General features: G+C 60.4%; 12 protein-coding genes. 3 read left to right on the top strand and 9 right to left on the bottom strand.

Features of this window, described 5'->3' with window-relative positions; genetic code table 11:
- Nucleotides 1-270: 270 nt before the first annotated feature.
- From ACGJAX_RS28855 to ACGJAX_RS28895, 9 genes are all read right to left on the bottom strand, one after another.
- Nucleotides 271-3,864, bottom strand: coding sequence for a glycosyltransferase (locus ACGJAX_RS28855; protein WP_390956972.1), 3,594 nt, complete (start codon nt 3,862-3,864; stop codon nt 271-273).
- A gap of 115 nt (nt 3,865-3,979) precedes the next feature.
- A complete protein-coding gene (locus ACGJAX_RS28860; protein ID WP_390956973.1) occupies nt 3,980-5,551 on the bottom strand; it encodes a flagellar hook-associated protein 3 in 1,572 nt (523 codons plus the stop codon).
- Between the two features lie 13 nt (nt 5,552-5,564).
- Nucleotides 5,565-7,610, bottom strand: a complete 2,046-nt coding sequence (gene flgK / locus ACGJAX_RS28865) for a flagellar hook-associated protein FlgK (protein WP_390956974.1) — start codon at nt 7,608-7,610, stop codon at nt 5,565-5,567.
- 10 nt (nt 7,611-7,620) lie between these two features.
- Entirely contained in the window at nt 7,621-8,910 is a 1,290-nt protein-coding gene (gene flgJ / locus ACGJAX_RS28870; protein ID WP_390956975.1) for a flagellar assembly peptidoglycan hydrolase FlgJ, read from the bottom strand.
- A gap of 11 nt (nt 8,911-8,921) precedes the next feature.
- On the bottom strand, nt 8,922-10,031 hold the full coding sequence (locus ACGJAX_RS28875) for a flagellar basal body P-ring protein FlgI (RefSeq protein WP_390960020.1): 1,110 nt from the start codon (nt 10,029-10,031) through the stop codon (nt 8,922-8,924).
- Between the two features lie 18 nt (nt 10,032-10,049).
- Nucleotides 10,050-10,745, bottom strand: coding sequence for a flagellar basal body L-ring protein FlgH (flgH, locus tag ACGJAX_RS28880; protein WP_090324329.1), 696 nt, complete (start codon nt 10,743-10,745; stop codon nt 10,050-10,052).
- Nucleotides 10,746-10,797: 52 nt separating this feature from the next.
- Complete coding sequence (gene flgG, locus ACGJAX_RS28885; protein ID WP_090324331.1) at nt 10,798-11,583, bottom strand: flagellar basal-body rod protein FlgG; 786 nt, start codon at nt 11,581-11,583, stop codon at nt 10,798-10,800.
- Nucleotides 11,584-11,628: 45 nt separating this feature from the next.
- The gene (locus ACGJAX_RS28890; protein WP_390956976.1) at nt 11,629-12,369 is read right to left on the bottom strand and encodes a flagellar basal body rod protein FlgF; all 741 of its coding nucleotides are present in this window, start codon (nt 12,367-12,369) and stop codon (nt 11,629-11,631) included.
- Nucleotides 12,370-12,616: 247 nt separating this feature from the next.
- Entirely contained in the window at nt 12,617-14,176 is a 1,560-nt protein-coding gene (locus ACGJAX_RS28895; RefSeq protein ID WP_390956977.1) for a sigma 54-interacting transcriptional regulator, read from the bottom strand.
- 313 nt (nt 14,177-14,489) lie between these two features.
- Between ACGJAX_RS28895 and phhA the strand changes: the two genes are divergently transcribed.
- The 3 genes from phhA to ACGJAX_RS28910 all read left to right on the top strand — a co-directional run bounded on the left by phhA (nt 14,490) and on the right by ACGJAX_RS28910 (nt 16,929).
- Complete coding sequence (gene phhA, locus ACGJAX_RS28900; RefSeq protein WP_090324335.1) at nt 14,490-15,275, top strand: phenylalanine 4-monooxygenase; 786 nt, start codon at nt 14,490-14,492, stop codon at nt 15,273-15,275.
- Between the two features lie 104 nt (nt 15,276-15,379).
- Entirely contained in the window at nt 15,380-15,736 is a 357-nt protein-coding gene (locus ACGJAX_RS28905; RefSeq protein ID WP_017337151.1) for a 4a-hydroxytetrahydrobiopterin dehydratase, read from the top strand.
- Nucleotides 15,736-16,929 (top strand): aromatic amino acid transaminase, encoded by a 1,194-nt coding sequence (locus tag ACGJAX_RS28910; protein ID WP_390956978.1) that lies wholly within the window; start codon nt 15,736-15,738, stop codon nt 16,927-16,929. The genes ACGJAX_RS28905 and ACGJAX_RS28910 overlap by 1 nt, the downstream gene beginning before the upstream one ends.
- The last annotated feature ends 129 nt before the right edge of the window (nt 16,930-17,058 follow it).

A 17,058-nucleotide genomic window follows, 5' to 3' on the forward strand; every position in this document is an offset into this window, starting at 1 on the left:
TGTTCGTCACAGGGCTCAGCCAAGCTGTATCAAGCTTTTGCGGGCCATCTGGGTAATACCTGCGTACCGTTCGACGCACCTGCGCAATCACCGCAAGTGCTCGTTTTATGGCGATATAGAGGGGACTTGCAGGAAACGCGCCAGCTCTTTCGGTCCGGCGCCAGGCGATACGACGAGAGGGTTGCGGCGTTGCCGCGCGAAGGTCTTCGAGACAAAAAAAAGGCAGGCGACTCATCGTCGCCTGCCTTGACTTGACCAACGCCCGGACTGTCAGTCCGCGAGCCAGCCGTTTTCCCAATAACGCAGGTTGTCGCCACGCAGCACGTAGTCACGCAGCACAATCTCGCGCAACTCATCGCCCATGCGATAGCTGGCTTCCGGATCGGCCAGATGCATGCGAATGGCTTGCAGCCACTCGTCCGTGGAGTTGGATTTGACGCGGGTGCACGGCAAGTAGCCGCTATAGGCTTGAGTGTCGGTGCAGATCACCGGGTAGCCGCAAGCGCCATACTCCAACAAGCGCAGGTTGCTCTTGCAGTCGTTGAAGATGTGGAACTCCAGTGGCGCCAGGGCCAGGTCCAGATTCAGGCTGGCCAGCTTGGCCGGGTAGACGTCCAACCCGATCACCCCGTGGAACTCATGCATGTATGGACGCAGATCATCCGGACACATGCCGAAGAACACCCAGTCGACTTCATTGGCCAACTCACGGACCACATCGGCGATGACCGCCAGATCACCGTGGTGACTGGTGCCGCCCCCCCAACCGACCCGCGGCTTTTTCGAGGTGCGGCGCTGGTTGCGCAAATCGGTCCACAAGTGGGCCGCCAACATGTTCGGCACCACGCGGATGTCGTGATGCATGTCCGACAAGGCGTTGCCCAACGGCTCGGTGGAAACCACCACGCGATCGCACATGCCGATGGCGCGACGGACCAGTTTCTCCATCTCGTCCTTGCCCGGCATGTTGCGGATATGGGCATTGCGATGAGGCACGTTGATCACGTAGTCATCCAGCTCGTAGATGCGTCGCGCGCTGGAGTATTTTTGCAGGCTCGGAATTTCGTTGATCGGCCCTTCCGAATAGCGCCCCTGCAAGATGATCACATCAGGCGAATAACGCTCGACTTCAATGATGGTCGGCAGATTGTAGTGAATGCGCCCCTGTGCCCTGCCGGCGGCTTCCAGTTCGATCAACGGTTGAGTCACCCGATAATGACCGATGGCTGAGGCATTGACTGGCAACGCGAGAATTTTAGGCAGTTGGGCCTGGGAAAACGGACTCCAGCCGGAACGCAGACCAGGCTCAAGACTGAAGCTTGCATTACCCACACCCTGCAACGCCAGGTTGCTGTTATAGGCAGGATCGCGGGCAATGATCGGCAGCCAGCGCTTGTAGAAAGCCTCCTGCTCCTGTTCGCTGCGAGCCTGGTCACCTTCCTGCGCCGCCACGAGCGGTTGCACCCCCAAAGCCAGTTGGGCATGAGGCGTCCAGACCACCAGATAACCTTCCTGACCGATGCGCAGGCACAGATCAACCTCGTTGAGGGACTGCGCCAGGTCTTGCTCATCCAGGCCGCCGACGGTTTCAAAAACCGCCTTGCGCACCATCAGGCAATCACCGCCCACGGCACTCAAATCGTGAGCCGTCTGCAAGCGGAACATGTAGCCCGCTGCCTGCATCGGCTCGCCATGGAACGGCACGCCGGCCGGCCCCTGCAAGCCAAGGATCAGGCCCGCATGCAGCACTCGACCATCGGGGTTGAACAGCTTGGCCCCGACCACGCCGACTTCCGGACGCTGCGCGTGATTGAGCAGCTCGGCAAGCCACTCGCCCTGGGTGATGACCGTGTACGGATTGAGCATCAGGACATAGTCGCCCGAAGCCTGACTCACGCCAAAGTTGCGCGCCTGCGCCAGACTTCCTTGTCGCTCCTGTCTCAGTACCCGAACCCGCTCACTGCCCAGCTTCGCCATACCGTCGAACCAGGTGCGCGCCTCGACACCTTCACTGCCATTGTCCACCAGCAACAACTCGTATTCGCTGTAGGCCGTTTTCTCCAGCAGGCTCTCGACGCAGCGCTGCAAGGCACTGGTCTGGTCTTTGCTGACGATGACGATCGAAACCAGCGAGCGCTCACCATGAAGGTAATCGACACGATTGAGGATCGTCGAACTGCCTGGGCGAATCTCATGGGCAATGCCCAGGCGCTGCAGGTGTGCTTCGAGCAACAGCGGGTTGGTGTCCAGCACTTGCGGCTGCGACAGCCATTTGGCCAGATCCAGGGTGGACTCCAGCAAAACTTCGGCAATATGGCCGACCACCTGCGTGCCGTCATCTTCGACCATACGCCACAGCACATCGTGAGGCGCCAGCTCGGCGAACCGGGAATTGAAGCCGCCCACGGCCAGGAAACGCTTACGCTCAAACGCCAGGGCGCGTCCGACATAGGGGTAGCTGCGCATCAGGTCAAGGTTGAAATCGGGCTTGAACGCAGGCTCTGCGGATTCACCCTGGTACAGCCCACCTTCGTCGCTGTACAGGCAGGTCATCGCCGGCGTGAGGGCAATTCGCTCGGCCATGACCAACAAAGCCGGCACCACCAGACGATCGCCGGCACGCAACAGATAGAACCAGTCGGCGCCTTCCAGTTGCGACAACAACTCGTTGACCTGCTGCTGCCAGTCGTCTTGCAGCGGCACGCGGAAAACCCGCTCCTCCAGTTCGACCCGCGTGCAGGACGTCGACAGAACCACGGTCAGCTCAGGCGGATAATCCTGCGCGGCGAGCGACTGCAGCGTGATCTCCAGCGCCGAACGGCTGCCGTCCTCATCAATGATGACCGGAACGATTTTCGGCACTTTGGGCCAGGCTGCCAGCGTGTCTGGCAGCAGGTTGCGCTGGCCGTCAGTCAGATGCCGGCACTCCAGCCATTGAGCGTAGAGCTGGGAGAAACTGACACTGTCAATACCCACATGCCAACCCTGGGTGGTCTGCTTTGTGCCCAGGGTCCGGCTCAATGGCAACTCTTCCCAGACCCGTGGTGACTCGTCGACCCTGGTCAGCGGCAGGTAGCGCACCCAGCCTGGAGCCGGCGCCGATTCGCCGCTACGCGCCTTGAGCATCTGCGACAGCCATTGCCGCTCGATTTCCGCCGCATCCTTCATTGATTGCTGGCTGCTCAAACGCTCCGGATACAGGCGTTCGACGCCGAGCACATGATTGGACACCGCCATATTGCCCCGCCGCATCAGGCAGACGTACAAGGCAAAATCGAGCGTCGCAACAAAGCAATGACCGGGCTGGGTCAATGCCGGGAACAGTTCAAGCAGATCTGCCCGACGGAACAGCGCGTTGCTGAAGCCCCCGAGGATATTGACCGGGAAGTTTTCGAATATCGCCAGCAGGTCATCGCCTTTGAACACCCCGCCCACCGGAGACAGCGGAGTGTTTTCCATGCGCGATGGCAACGGCATGTCGTCGGCATCCCAGAACAATCGTTGGGCGACCACCAGATTGACGTCGGCACAATCGATAAGCACTTGGGCCTGACGCTCGATACAGGCGGAAAACAGCTGATCGTCGTCACACAGAAACTTGATGAACTCGCCTTGTGCCTGCTCCAGGCAAGCTTGCAGATTGCCGACCAACCCCAGGGTTTGTGCATTGCGCACATAACGTATGCGCGCACCCTGCTCGATCACCGAGTTGACGATGTCTTCGATCTCATGACCGCGACTGTCATCGCAAACAATGATTTCCAGATGGCCATAGCTCTGACTCACGGCCGTGTGCAAGGCGCGACCGAAAAAGCGTGGATTGAAGGCGGGAATGACCAGGCTGACAAGGGGGAGTGAATTCACGGCGGGCTCACAGGCGGCGCGAGCCCGCCCTGAAAAGCGAGCCCTCGAATACCGCAAAAAAGACGATCAATACTGAAGGGACAAGGCAGACGGGCGCCTGAGCGCCCGACCACCATCAGATCTTGTTGAACAGACCCAGTTGAGAAATCTTGCTGAACGCCAACTGCGCAGCCTGCAACATGGTCTGTTGCAAGGTCAGGCGAGTCATGACTTCCGCCGGGTCCGAGTCACGGATCGACGACTGGCTCGTGGCGTTCGCCTGGGTCAGGCTCTCGTTGGTCGCGGACTGATTATCCAGCGACTGGCCGCGGGCACCGATCGAGGTAACGGCCGAGCCGATCTGGTTGACCGCGCTGTCGATGTTGCCGAGGCCGGATTCCATGGCGCCGAGGAAATTCTGCTTGGCCACCGGGTTGCCGTCGATCGGCGTATTCAGCGCGGTCACCATGTGGCCCAGGGTGTCGAGCACGTTCTGGGTTTGATGATCGTTGTTCTGGATCAGGAACTGGTCACCGGAGGCCGGAGCGCCGCCGCCCAAGGCAAAGGTCACGCCCGCTGCGGTGGCATTGCCACCCGAGACGGTGCCCGAGGAGACCGGCCGGCTGTCGGCGGTGATCGGTGCGGCGTACAGGTCAAAGGCCGTGGCACTGGTGAACTTGAGCACTGCACCGCCCGACGGGAAGGCGTTGGTGTAAGCCGCCTGGTTGGTCACGCTGGAACCGGTGATGACCGCGGTCGAGGTGTTTCCAGGACTGCGCGAAGCATTGAAGCTGTCAGGCGTGGCCGCCAACTGGAAGCTGTGGCCGGCGATCACCGCATCCGGGTTGGCGTCAGTGGACTTGAGGTTGATGTTCAGCTTCAGGTCAACGCCACGGAAACTCACCGTCTGGTTGGCACCGTTGGCATTGCTGATGACACCGTTCTGGCTGGCTTCGGCCGTCACGTCATTACCCAGCGCATCAGTGATCTGCAACTGGGTGCTGCTGAGAAAGTTGACGGTGTAGGGCTGGCCGCCGGCGAACTTGGCGTTGTAGGTGGAACTGGTGCCGATCGTACCGTTGGACAGCACCACCCGACCGTCATCCACCGCTGGAGCGGTCATGGTGGTCTGGGTGCGGCTGGTGTTGATGGCCTGCTGGAAAGCATCCCAACCGGTGGTGTTGGTCGCCACCGTCATGCCGTCGCCAATGCCCAGGTTGATGCTGGTCTGGTCACCGTTGTAGGTAAAGGTGCCGTCCGAGTTCTGCGAATAAGGCGCGGTGTCGGTTTTCGAACCGGAGAACAGATAGTTGCCCGCCGAGTCCTTGGAGTTCATCAGGCCCATTACTTGCTGCTGGATCTGGCCCACTTCCGACGCATAGGCCTTGCGGTCGGCGTCAGTAGCCGTGCCGTTGCTGGCAGCCAGGGCGAGCTCCTTGGCGCGTTGCAACGCGTTGCCAATGGAGGTCAGCGTGGTTTCCTGCAGGCTCAACGCACTCTTGGTGCTGTCGATGTTTGTACCGTACTGATTCAGCGCCGCACTCTGCTGGCCAAGGCTCAGCAAGCGCCCGGCACCGATCGGATCGTCGGCGGCGGTGTTGATGCGAGTCAGGCTGCTGGCTTCATTGCTCGTCGCGATGGCCTTGCTGTAGTTGCTCTGATAGTTGGCAGCGGTGGTTTCGTAATACTGGGCGGTAGAAATGCGCATGAATTACGACTCCTTAAAGGCTGTTGATCAGCGTGCTGAAAATTTCCTGCGCAGCTTTGATGATCTGCGAAGAGGCGGTGTAGTACTGCTGGTATTTGACCAGGTTGCCGCTTTCTTCATCCAGGTTCACCCCGGACACCGAATCACGGGCACCTTTGGCATTGGTCAGGATCGCCGTAGTGGCATCGCCGTCAGACTTGCCCTGGGCGGCCTTGGTGCCGACGTTGGTCACCAGCTTGCCGTACGCGTCGGTCAGGCTGATGCCCTTGCTCGCCGAGCCGGTATCGACGGTCTGTTTGGTTTGCAGCCCCACCAGGGATCGCGCGTTGCGGTTATCCGAAGACGCGGCGCCGGTCAGGTTGATCGTGAAGCTTTCGCCGCTGGCCGGTGTGCCGCCGACCGTGGTCTGCACGGTGAAGGTCTTCTGCACCGCCGGAACGACACTGTTGTCCATGATCGGAGCGCCCGTGCCATCGACCATCCCCACGTTCAGGTTCAGGGTGTTGCTCTGACCCGGAACAATGGTGCCGGTACTGATCGAATTGCCCTTGGCATCGACCAGGTTGTAGCTCTGGCTGCCACCGCTTGCGGCACCGAAAACCAGCTTGACCGGCGTCGAGTACTTGAGCGCGGTCTGCATTTCCGCCTGGGCCGCCGGATTGTAGATATCGAGGGTGCTGGTCAGTGCCGGCTGAGTGTAGGTACCGCCGTTATTGGCGCTGGCATTGCCGGTCAAGGGTGCAGCCGCGGCGATTTTTTTCGGGTCGGTGAGCACGGTCTGGATGCTCGCCGCCGCGCCACGGGTCGGTGTCACCTTGAACGAATCACCGGCGCTGAGCGCGCCACCGTTGAGGTTCAGGGTGAAGCCGTCGATCACCGGAGGCGGTGTGGTCGTGGTGCTGAAGGCGCCCATGTCAGTGCCGTCCGAGCGCTTGACCGTGTAGTCGGTCGGGCTGGTGAACGTTACCTGATAATCGCTGGTGGTCAGCTTTCCAGTGTCCTTGATGGTCACATCGAGGTTGCCGGAACCGGCGCTGTTGCCGGCCTGGGCAATGCTGCGCTGGCTGACCAGGGCGGCACTGTTGATGTTGTTGAAAATCGCCGCGCCGAAATCGCCGTTCTTGTCGATGCCCTGCGCTTGCTGACTGTTCATCTGGTCAGCCACCACCAGCGCCACACGCCCCAGCTCATTGAGCGACGGGTCGAGCACGTCCTTGCGGTAGTTGAGCAGACCACCGATCGAACCGCCGCTGACCACCGAGGTGATGTCGATGGTGCTGGAGCCACGGTTCATCTGCAGCGCCATGCGCGACGGATCATCGCTGCTCGGGACGGTTTGCAGGGTGTTGGTGGTATTGCCGACGACCAATGGCTGACCGCTGCCGACATACACGTCGAAGTTGGTGCCGCGCTCGACAACCTGCGCACCGACCAGCTCGGACAGCTGACGCACGGCTTCGTTGCGCGAGTCGAGCAGGTCGTTGGGCTGGCTGCTGCCGGTGGAAAGCTCGGAGATCTTCTGATTGAGATTGGCAATCGAGGTGGCCAGCTTGTTCACCTGGCCCGCCATGTCAGACAGGCTGCCATTGAGGTTGGTGTTCTGGTCGTTCAGCTGCTTGGCAATCGAATTGAAACGGCTGGACAGCGCCTGTGCACCGGTCAGCACCGACTGGCGGGACGTGTCGTCGGTTGGCGAAGTCGCAACACCCTGCATCGAGGTGAAGAAGTTCTGCAACACACCGGTCAAACCGGTGTTGTTATCGGAAAGCGTGGCATCCAGCGGTGTGACCTGAGCGCTGTAGGCCGATGCTTCGCTGTTGAGCGAAGTGGCGGTACGCAGCTGCGAATCGAGATAGGAGTTATACACCCGGCGCACATCGGCCAGCGTCGTGCCGGTACCGATGAACACATTGCCGTACTGAATAGAGCCTTTGGTGCCCTGCACAGTCTGCTGGCGCGAGTACCCGGCGGTGTCGACGTTGGAAATGTTGTTGCCCGTGGTCACCAACGCGCTCTGGCTCGCACTCAGACCCGACATCCCGATATTGAGCAAACTCATGGTTCAGACCTTATAAATTCGTTGAAACGCCCGCCGCAGCGTAGTTCTGGTAACTCGTCATCTGCCTGGCTATCTGCGAAATCTTGCTTGCGTAGTCCGGGTCGGTTGCGTAACCGGCCTTTTGCAACTCGCGTACAAACTGTTCTGGGTTATCGGCCGACTTCACGACATCTTGATAGCGATTGTTGGTTTGCAACAAAGTCACAAGGTCATGGAAGCTGTCCTTGTAAGAGTCGTAGGAACGGAACTGCGCCGTTTCCTTGACCATCTCGCCATTCCTGAATTCGCTGGTGATGGCCCGCGCCGAATTACCTTTCCAGCTATCGCCCGCCTTGATGCCGAACAGGTTGTGGCTACTGCTGCCATCCTGGGCGCGCATGACCGATTTGCCCCAACCGGTTTCCAGCGCCGCCTGGGCCACCAGGTAACGCGGGTCGACACCGATGCGCGCGGCCGCTTCCTTGGCCATCGGCAGCATGGTATTGACGAATTCGTCGGCGGAGCTGAAGGCTTTTTTCGCCGGTGCGAGAGGAATCTGCGCCATTGCACGACCGTAAATCTGCAGGCTGCCGCTCGATGTTGAATCCGCTTGCGCAGCGAGCCAGTCGCCGTTGTACAACGGGCCGGAGCCGCTGCGCGTGTTCTGTGGCAACTGGATCTTGTTCTGCGCCGTGGTTGCGCTCGCCGCCGTGGTCGTTGCCGAGGGCACCAGCCCCGCCAGCAAGCGATCAGCCAGTTTCGGTGGTAATGCAAGGCGTCGCCGATTGATCATTGCCATGTCATTGAGATGGGTACCCTCGCCCGTCGGCGCGTGCACCGACCGCGAGGCCCACAATGGACGCTGGCCATTGACCCGCGAAAGCGGCCCGCCGAGTGCGACGGTACCGGCAGCCACCGGGGTCTGCACCGCAGCTTTTGCCGCTTCCTGCCTGGCGGCCGATGCGGCTGCCGCCTCACCGGGTGCCATCGGCTTGTTCTTCGACATCTGCCGCATCAGGACGTCCGCCAGACCGATACCACCGCCCTCGCGGGACATGGAAACGGCCAACTGCTGGTCGTACATTTCCTGGTATTGCTTGGCCGCCGGGGTGTTGAGCGGATTGTCCTGACCGAGCGCTTCGGTGGCCGAGCGCATGGACTTGAGCATTTCACCGAGAAACAGCGACTCGAACTCCTGCGCAACCTTGCGCATGTTGCCGTCGCTGTTCTTGTCGCCGACCTTGAGCTGGTTCAGGCGATTGAGGTCCGAATAGGAGCCTGAGTCACTGCTGCTGGCCAAACCACTCTTGCGCATATCCATGAGCGCCGTCCTCAGATCACGATCAGATCGGCTTGCAATGCGCCGGCCTGCTTGAGTGCTTCGAGGATCGCCATCAAGTCACCCGGTGCCGCGCCGACCTGGTTCACCGCCCGCACGATTTCGTCGAGGGTGGTGCCCGGGCCGAACTTGAACATCGGCTTGGCTTCCTGCTGGGCATTGATCTTCGAGCGAGGCACGACGGCCGTCGTGCCATTGGACAGAGGCCCGGGCTGGCTGACGATCGGGTCTTCGGTGATGGTCACGGTCAGGCTGCCGTGGGTGACGGCGGCCGGGGAAACCTTGACGTTTTGACCGATCACGATGGTGCCGGTACGGGAGTTGATGATGACTTTCGCCACCGCCTGACCCGGATCGATTTCAAGGTTCTCGAGGATCGACAGGTAATCGACGCGCTGGCTGGAGTCCAGTGGCGCGCTGACGCGAATCGAACCGCCGTCGATGGCCTGAGCCACACCTGGGCCAAGCATGTCGTTGATCTTGTCGACGACGCGTTTGGCCGTGGTGAAGTCGGAACGGTTGAGGTTCAGGGTCAGGCTATTGCCCTGGTTGAATCCACTTGGCACCGCCCGCTCTACCGAAGCACCGCCCGGGATGCGACCGGCCGACGGAACGTTGACGGTAATCTTCGAACCGTCACGCCCCTCGGCATCGAAGCCACCCACCACCAGGTTGCCCTGGGCGACGGCATAGACGTTGCCGTCGATACCCTTGAGCGGCGTCAGCAGCAAGGTACCGCCACGCAGGCTCTTGGAGTTGCCGATGGACGAAACGGTGATGTCGATCTGCTGCCCCGGCTTGGCGAACGCCGGCAGCTCAGCACTGATCGACACCGCGGCGACGTTCTTCAACTGCACGTTGCCCGAGCCCGGCGGCACCTTGATACCGAACTGCGACAACATGTTGTTGAAGGTCTGCAGGGTGAACGGCGTCTGGGTCGTCTGGTCGCCGGTGCCATTGAGCCCGACCACCAGGCCGTAACCGATCAATTGGTTGGAACGCACGCCGGAAATACTGGCGATGTCCTTCAATCGCTCGGCGTGAGCGTTGAAGGCCGCGGACAACAAAACGGCGGCCACCATGAGGTGTTTGAAGTTCAACATGCTCAACTGGAAAGCCACCTAGAAAGGGAACAGCGGGCTGAGGAAGAAACGGTCGAACCAGCCTGGCTGACTCGCATCGGCAAACGAACCGGTGCCCGAGTAGGTGATGCGCGCATCGGCGACACGGGTCGACGAAACGGTGTTGTCGGTGGCGATGTCGTCAGCGCGCACCAGACCCGCAATCCGCACCAGCTCGTCGCCGGTGTTGAGGGTCATCCACTTCTCGCCTCGCACGGCAATGATGCCGTTGGGCAACACGTCGGCGACGGTCACGGTGATCGAACCGGTCAGGGTGTTGCCCTGTGCCGCCTTGCTGTCACCCTTGGTCGCACGGTCGCCTTCATAGCTGGCGTTCAGACTCAGGTCGCCACTGCCGAACGGGTTGTTGGTATTGGGCGTAGAGCCGAACAGCGACGTCAGACCGATGCCGGTCTTGCTGTTCTTGTCGATCTGCGAGTTGGCGTTCTTGCTGGCCTGGGTCTTCTCGTTCAGGGTGATGGTGATGATGTCACCAATCCGGAACGCCTTGCGGTCGCTGTACAGGTTCTGTTCGAAACCGGCCTGGTAGATCGAGCCGTTGTTCGCGGCAGCCGGCAGCGGCGTACGCGGCAACACCGGGGCGTAGTAGGGATCATTGGGCTTGGGTGTCGACGGCACGCAGCCCGCGAGCACGGTAACCCCGGTCAATGCCAGAACAGAAACGAAACGATTCATGACCCTTCCTCACGGTGTTGCAGGCGGCCTCATGGCCGCCTCATAGACTTGATTACAGATTCTGCGTTACGAACGAGAGCATCTGGTCGGCGGTGGAGATCACCTTGGAGTTCATCTCGTAGGCACGCTGTGTGGTGATCATGTTGACCATCTCCTCAACGGTGCTGACGTTGGAACCTTCCAGGGTGTTCTGCAGCGTGGTACCGAAACCGTTCAGGCCCGGGGTGCCGATTTGCGGCGCGCCGGAAGCGGCGGTTTCCAGGAACAGGTTGTTACCAACGGCCTGCAGACCGGTCGGGTTGATGAAGTCGGCGGTTTGCAGGTTGCCGATCACCTGAGCGGCCGGGTTGCCTGGCACGGTAATGGATACCGTGCCATCGGTGCCGACAGTGAAGCTCTGGGCGTTGTTCGGGATGACGATGGCCGGCTCCAGGGCGAAACCGCTGGCGTTGACGATCTGGCCATTGGAGTCGAGGTGGAAGGTACCGTCACGGGTGTAGGCCGTGGTGCCGTCCGGCTGCAGGATCTGGAAGAAGCCACGACCGTCGATGGCCATGTCCAGCGGCTGCTCGGTGGTTTGCAGGCTGCCAGCAGTGAAGTTCTTCTGGGTGCCGACGATACGCACACCGGTACCCAGTTGCAGACCCGACGGCAGTTCGCTGTCCTGGGTCGACTGGGCGCCTGGCTGACGCTTGATCTGATAGAGCAGATCCTGGAATTCGGCACGGTCACGCTTGAAACCCGTGGTCGACACGTTGGCCAGGTTGTTGGAAATGGTGGTCAGGTTGGTGTCCTGAGCGGACAGACCGGTTTTGGCAACCCATAGAGCCGGAAGCATTCGATTCTCCTCGTGCGCCTGTTTTACGGCGCGACGTTCTGATAATTAGCTGATCTGCAAGACCCGAGCCATGGCCTGGTCGTCGTCTTTGGCGGTGTTCATCATCTTGATGTGCAGTTCGAATTGCTTGGACAAGGCCAGTACCAAGGTCATTTCTTCCACGGCGTTGACGTTGCTCGACTCGAGGAACCCGGACACCAGTTTGACGTTGGCATCGGCTTGCGCCGGCTGACCGTCCTTGGTGTGAATCGAACCGTCCAGGCCTTTGGTCATGTTCTTGATGTCGGGGTTGACCAGCTTGATACGGTCGACTTCGGCCATCACGCGCGGGCCTTCGCCCATTGCACGGATACTGATGGTGCCGTCTTCGCCCACTTCGACCTGCTGCTGCGGCGGCACGGCAATCGGCCCGCCATTGCCCATCACCGGCATGCCGTTGCCGGCCCGCAACACGCCCAGGGCGTCAACCACCAGGCTGCCGGTGCGCACGTAGCTTTCACCGCCATCGGGGTTCTGCACTGCCAGCCAGCCGCTGCCTTGCACGGCAACATCGAGGTCGCGACCGGTTTCTACCAGGGCGCCCGGGGAGAAGTCAGTGGCCGGGCGTTCGGACATCGCAAACGCACGCGCCGGAAAGCTGTCACCGAACACCGGCATCGAACGCGCCTGCTCCAGATCTTTCTGGAAGCCGTTGGTGGAGATGTTCGCCAGGTTGTTGGCATGGGCCTTTTGCGCCAGTGCATTCTGGCTGGCGCCGGTCATTGCCACGTAAAGGTACTTGTCCACGCTCTTTCCTCTGCCTTCCGGACGTTTGCCGCCCACTGCTGTACTGCTGAGCGATAAGCAATTTGCAGACCAACTTGTTTTTGACGGCACGAGGCCCGGCAAACAAAGGACTTGAGGGATTGAGCTGACGGGGAGGATTTGTATCAAAGACGAAAAACCGGCGGTGTTATGCCGGTGGGTGGCAATGCTTGACCTGTCGGAGCAGCACAGCATCCTGTGGCGAGGGAGCTGCTCCCTCGCCACAGGGTCAGGCGTTGTCCTTGCCAACCTCATAATCACGCAGCTTGTTGGCAATGGTGGTGTGGGATACCCCCAATCGCTTGCCCAACTGCCGACTGCTCGGATGCTCGGTGTACAGCCGCTCCAGCACGGCCTTTTCGAAGCGCCCGACAATTTCATCCAGGCCACCATCGAGGGAAAAATCGCCAAGAGGCTGACGCACGCCGTAATCAGGCAAACGGATGTGTTCAGGCTTGACGGTACCGCCGTCGCACAGGGACACCGCCTGGAACAGCACGTTTTCCAGCTGGCGAACGTTGCCCGGCCAATGGTAATGACTGAGTCGCTCCATGACCGTCGGTGCCAGTTTCGGCAGCGGGCAACCGATCTGCCGACTGGCCTGATCGAGGAAGTGCTCCACCAGCGGCGTCAAACCATCGAGGCATTCGCGCAGCGGCGGGATGTGCAGCGACAACACGTTCAAGCGGTGATAGAGGTCCTGGCGAAATTCCCCACGGGCGCACAACTCGGACAGGTCGACCTGGGTCGCACAGATCACTCGCACATCGAGGTAGACCTCTTCATCACTGCCTACACGACGGAAGCAACCGTCCTGCAGGAAGCGCAGCAATTTCACCTGCAAGCGCGGGCTCATTTCCCCAACGCCATCGAGAAACAGCGTACCGCCCGCTGTCAGCTCCAACAGGCCGAGCTTGCCTTCGGCCCGCGCACCTTCGAAAGCACCAGGGCCGTAGCCGAACAATTCGGTCTCGGCCATGGACTCCGGCAGACCGGCGCAATTGAGCGCCATCAATGGCGACTGACCGCGAGGACTGGCCAGATGACAGGCACGCGCCAGCAATTCCTTACCGGTGCCGGTTTCACCTTCTATCAATAGCGGTGCGTCGAGCGGCGCCATGCGCCGTGCCTCACGCACCACCGCTGCCATGACTTTCGAGCTTTGAAAGATACTGTCGAAGCCACGCAACTCCTGTTTGCGCACGTTGTAAATGCGCTCACCCACCCGGTCAGCGCGGTGCAGCGTCAATACCGCACCGGCCATCGCTTCGCTGTCGTCATGCTCCGATTGCAGCGGCGCAATATCGGCCAGAAACACGTCGCCCTTGACCTTGACCCGCAGCCCATTGATCCGCGATTTGTTGGCGCGTACCAGTTCCGGCAAATCGAAATCTTCGGCGTAACGCGACAGCGGTATCCCCGGCACTTCATCGACGCGTACACCCAGCAACTGTGCGGCTGCACGGTTGGCCGCGACTATGGAGCCGCCCATGTCGATCGACAGCACCGGAAATTCCAGCGCGCCGAGCAACGCGTTGAGTTCCATGTGCCGGCGCTCGCTGGGCATCAGCCCTACGCGCTTGACGCCGAAAACCCCTGCAATCGCCTCGAACTTCGGACGCAAGGCCTGGAACTGAATGTTGATCAGGTTCGGGCAATGCAGGTAGATCGCGTTGCCATGCTCGCCGCCCACTTCCCCGCGAGCGACGTTGATCCCGTACTCCACCAGTAAGTTGAGAATGTCACGCAGGATGCCAATGCGGTTCTGGCAGTGGACTTTGATACGCATATAAAAGGCCTGGAAAAGCGGTGGATGAAGTCATTGCCGGCGCACCCACAGGGAAATTGCAGCGCCACGGACGGATATTTCTGCCAAGGTCAACAGATAGTCGTCAAGATTATGTGACACCCGGAGCGCTTTTCAAACCGGCAAATCTCAATAGCTGCGCGATGCCGCCCAACACGTAACGAAAACTTTACGTTTTCTACGGATTTTTCCTGCGCTCGACGCTGAACACCTGCTGCAAGGCTGCAATCCATGGGTTATTTCTAGGTCCATAGCTGGACATAACAAGAACGAATCCCCCTCGCAGGAGAGCAGCATGAAGCAGACGCAATACGTGGCTCGCGAGCCCGATGCGCAAGGTTTTATCGACTACACCGCCGAAGAACACGCGGTGTGGAACACGCTGATCACTCGCCAGTTGAAAGTGATCGAAGGGCGTGCGTGCCAGGAATACCTGGACGGTATCGAAAAACTCGGTCTGCCCCACGACCGCATTCCGCAACTGGGCGAAATCAACAAGGTCCTCGGTGAAACCACCGGTTGGCAGGTCGCCCGTGTGCCGGCGCTGATCCCCTTCCAGACCTTTTTCGAATTGCTCGCCAACAAGCAGTTTCCGGTGGCCACCTTCATTCGCACCCGCGAAGAGCTGGACTACCTGCAAGAGCCGGACATTTTCCATGAGATCTTCGGCCACTGCCCGCTGCTGACCAACCCCTGGTTCGCGGAATTTACCCACACCTACGGCAAACTTGGCCTGCAGGCTTCCAAGGAAGAACGCGTATACCTGGCGCGCCTGTACTGGATGACCATCGAGTTCGGCCTGGTGGAAACTCCGCAAGGCCGGCGCATCTACGGTGGCGGCATTCTGTCTTCGCCGAAAGAAACCGTTTACAGCCTGTCGGACGAGCCTGAGCATCAGGCCTTCGACCCGCTGGAATGCATGCGCACGCCTTACCGCATCGACATCCTGCAGCCGTTGTACTTTGTCCTGCCGAACCTCAAGCGTCTGTTCGATCTCGCCCACGAAGACATCATGGGCCTGGTCAAACAAGGCATGCAGTTGGGTCTGCACGCCCCGAAATTTCCGCCAAAAGCCGCGTGATCCGCGACTTTTACGATCAAGTGAGTCTGTCAGGAATCCACGCTTTGCTTTAGCGTGGTGACATTGACGGCCGATTTCCATTTATTCGATTTCAGGAATCCATCATGTCCACATTGAACCAAGCCCACTGCGAAGCCTGCCGCGCCGATGCACCGCAAGTCAGCGACGAAGAACTGCCGGTACTGATCAAGCAGATCCCGGACTGGAACATCGAAGTGCGCGACAGCATCATGCAGCTGGAAAAAGTCTTCCTGTTCAAAAACTTCAAGCACGCCCTGGCATTCACCAACGCCGTCGGTGAAATCTCCGAGGCTGAAGGTCATCACCCGGGCCTGCTGACCGAGTGGGGCAAAGTCACCGTGACCTGGTGGAGCCACTCGATCAAGGGCCTGCACCGTAACGACTTCATCATGGCCGCGCGCACCGACGAAGTGGCCAAGGACGCCGAGGGCCGCAAGTAATGCATTTCGACGCCATCGGCCGGGTGCCCGGCGACCCGATCCTCGGTCTGATGGAGGCCTATGCGCAGGACCCCAACCCGCGCAAATTCGACCTCGGCGTGGGTGTCTATAAAGACGCCCAGGGCCTGACGTCGATTCCCCAGGCCGTGAAACTCGCCGAGGCGCGACTGGTCGAGCGCCAGACCACCAAGACCTACATCGGTGGTCATGGCGAACCGGCCTTCGGCAGGCTCATCAGTGAGCTGGTGCTCGGCACCGACTCGAAGCTGATCAGTGAACAGCGCGCCGGCGCCACCCAGACACCGGGCGGTACCGGCGCGTTGCGCTTGAGTGCCGACTTCATCGCCCAGTGCCTGCCGGGCCGGGGCATCTGGTTGAGCAATCCGACCTGGCCAATCCACGAAACCATTTTCGCGGCGGCCAAGGTCAAGGTCAGTCATTACCCCTACGTGGGCAGCGACAACCGTCTCGACGTCGATGCCATGCTCGCCGTGCTCAATGAAGCACCAAAGGGTGACGTGGTACTGCTGCATGCCTGCTGCCATAACCCGACCGGTTTCGATCTGACCCATGAAGATTGGCGCCGCGTGCTGGAAGTGGTGCGCCGGCGTGAATTGCTGCCGCTGATCGACTTCGCCTACCAGGGCTTCGGCGATGGCCTGGAACAGGACGCCTGGTCGACCCGGCTGTTCGCCGCCGAGTTGCCGGAAGTACTGATCACCAGCTCTTGCTCGAAGAACTTCGGCCTGTATCGCGACCGCACCGGCGCCCTGATTGTCTGCGCAAAAACCGCCGACAAGCTGGTGGATATCCGCAGCCAGCTGGCCAACATCGCCCGCAACCTGTGGTCGACGCCACCGGATCACGGTGCAGCCGTGGTGGCAACCATCCTCGGCGATCCGGAGTTGAAACGCCTCTGGGCCGACGAAGTGGAAACCATGCGCTTGCGCATCGCCCAACTGCGCAGCGGCCTGGTGCAAGCCCTTGAACCCTATGGTTTGCGCGAGCGCTTTGCGCATATCGGTGTGCAGCGCGGGATGTTTTCCTACACCGGTTTGACACCGGAACAAGTGAAAAAACTGCGCGACCACCACAGCGTGTACATGGTCAGTTCAGGTCGGGCCAACGTGGCGGGGATTGATGCGACACGCCTGGATCTGCTGGCCGAGGCGATTGCTGACGTCTGCAAGTAACCCTCTAGCACTGCCCCCTGTAGGCGCGAGCTTGCTCGCGATGGAGTATCAGTTGACACCTCAGTGACTGACACACCATCGCGAGCAAGCTCGCTCCTGCAAGTGGGTCTGCGACAAAACAATAGACCT

This window comes from Pseudomonas moorei (assembly GCF_042846945.1).
GTDB lineage: Bacteria > Pseudomonadota > Gammaproteobacteria > Pseudomonadales > Pseudomonadaceae > Aquipseudomonas > Aquipseudomonas moorei.

Excerpts from the sequence above, each read along its gene's own strand:
- ACGJAX_RS28860 (WP_390956973.1), bottom strand. The coding sequence starts at position 5,551 with ATGCGCATTTCTACCGCCCAGTATTACGAAACCACCGCTGCCAACTAT.
- flgK (WP_390956974.1), bottom strand. The coding sequence starts at position 7,610 with ATGAGTTTGCTCAATATCGGGATGTCGGGTCTGAGTGCGAGCCAGAGC.
- flgJ (WP_390956975.1), bottom strand. The coding sequence starts at position 8,910 with ATGGATATGCGCAAGAGTGGTTTGGCCAGCAGCAGTGACTCAGGCTCC.
- ACGJAX_RS28875 (WP_390960020.1), bottom strand. The coding sequence starts at position 10,031 with ATGTTGAACTTCAAACACCTCATGGTGGCCGCCGTTTTGTTGTCCGCG.
- flgH (WP_090324329.1), bottom strand. The coding sequence starts at position 10,745 with ATGAATCGTTTCGTTTCTGTTCTGGCATTGACCGGGGTTACCGTGCTC.
- flgG (WP_090324331.1), bottom strand. The coding sequence starts at position 11,583 with ATGCTTCCGGCTCTATGGGTTGCCAAAACCGGTCTGTCCGCTCAGGAC.
- ACGJAX_RS28895 (WP_390956977.1), bottom strand. The coding sequence starts at position 14,176 with ATGCGTATCAAAGTCCACTGCCAGAACCGCATTGGCATCCTGCGTGAC.
- phhA (WP_090324335.1), top strand. The coding sequence starts at position 14,490 with ATGAAGCAGACGCAATACGTGGCTCGCGAGCCCGATGCGCAAGGTTTT.
- ACGJAX_RS28905 (WP_017337151.1), top strand. The coding sequence starts at position 15,380 with ATGTCCACATTGAACCAAGCCCACTGCGAAGCCTGCCGCGCCGATGCA.
- ACGJAX_RS28910 (WP_390956978.1), top strand. The coding sequence starts at position 15,736 with ATGCATTTCGACGCCATCGGCCGGGTGCCCGGCGACCCGATCCTCGGT.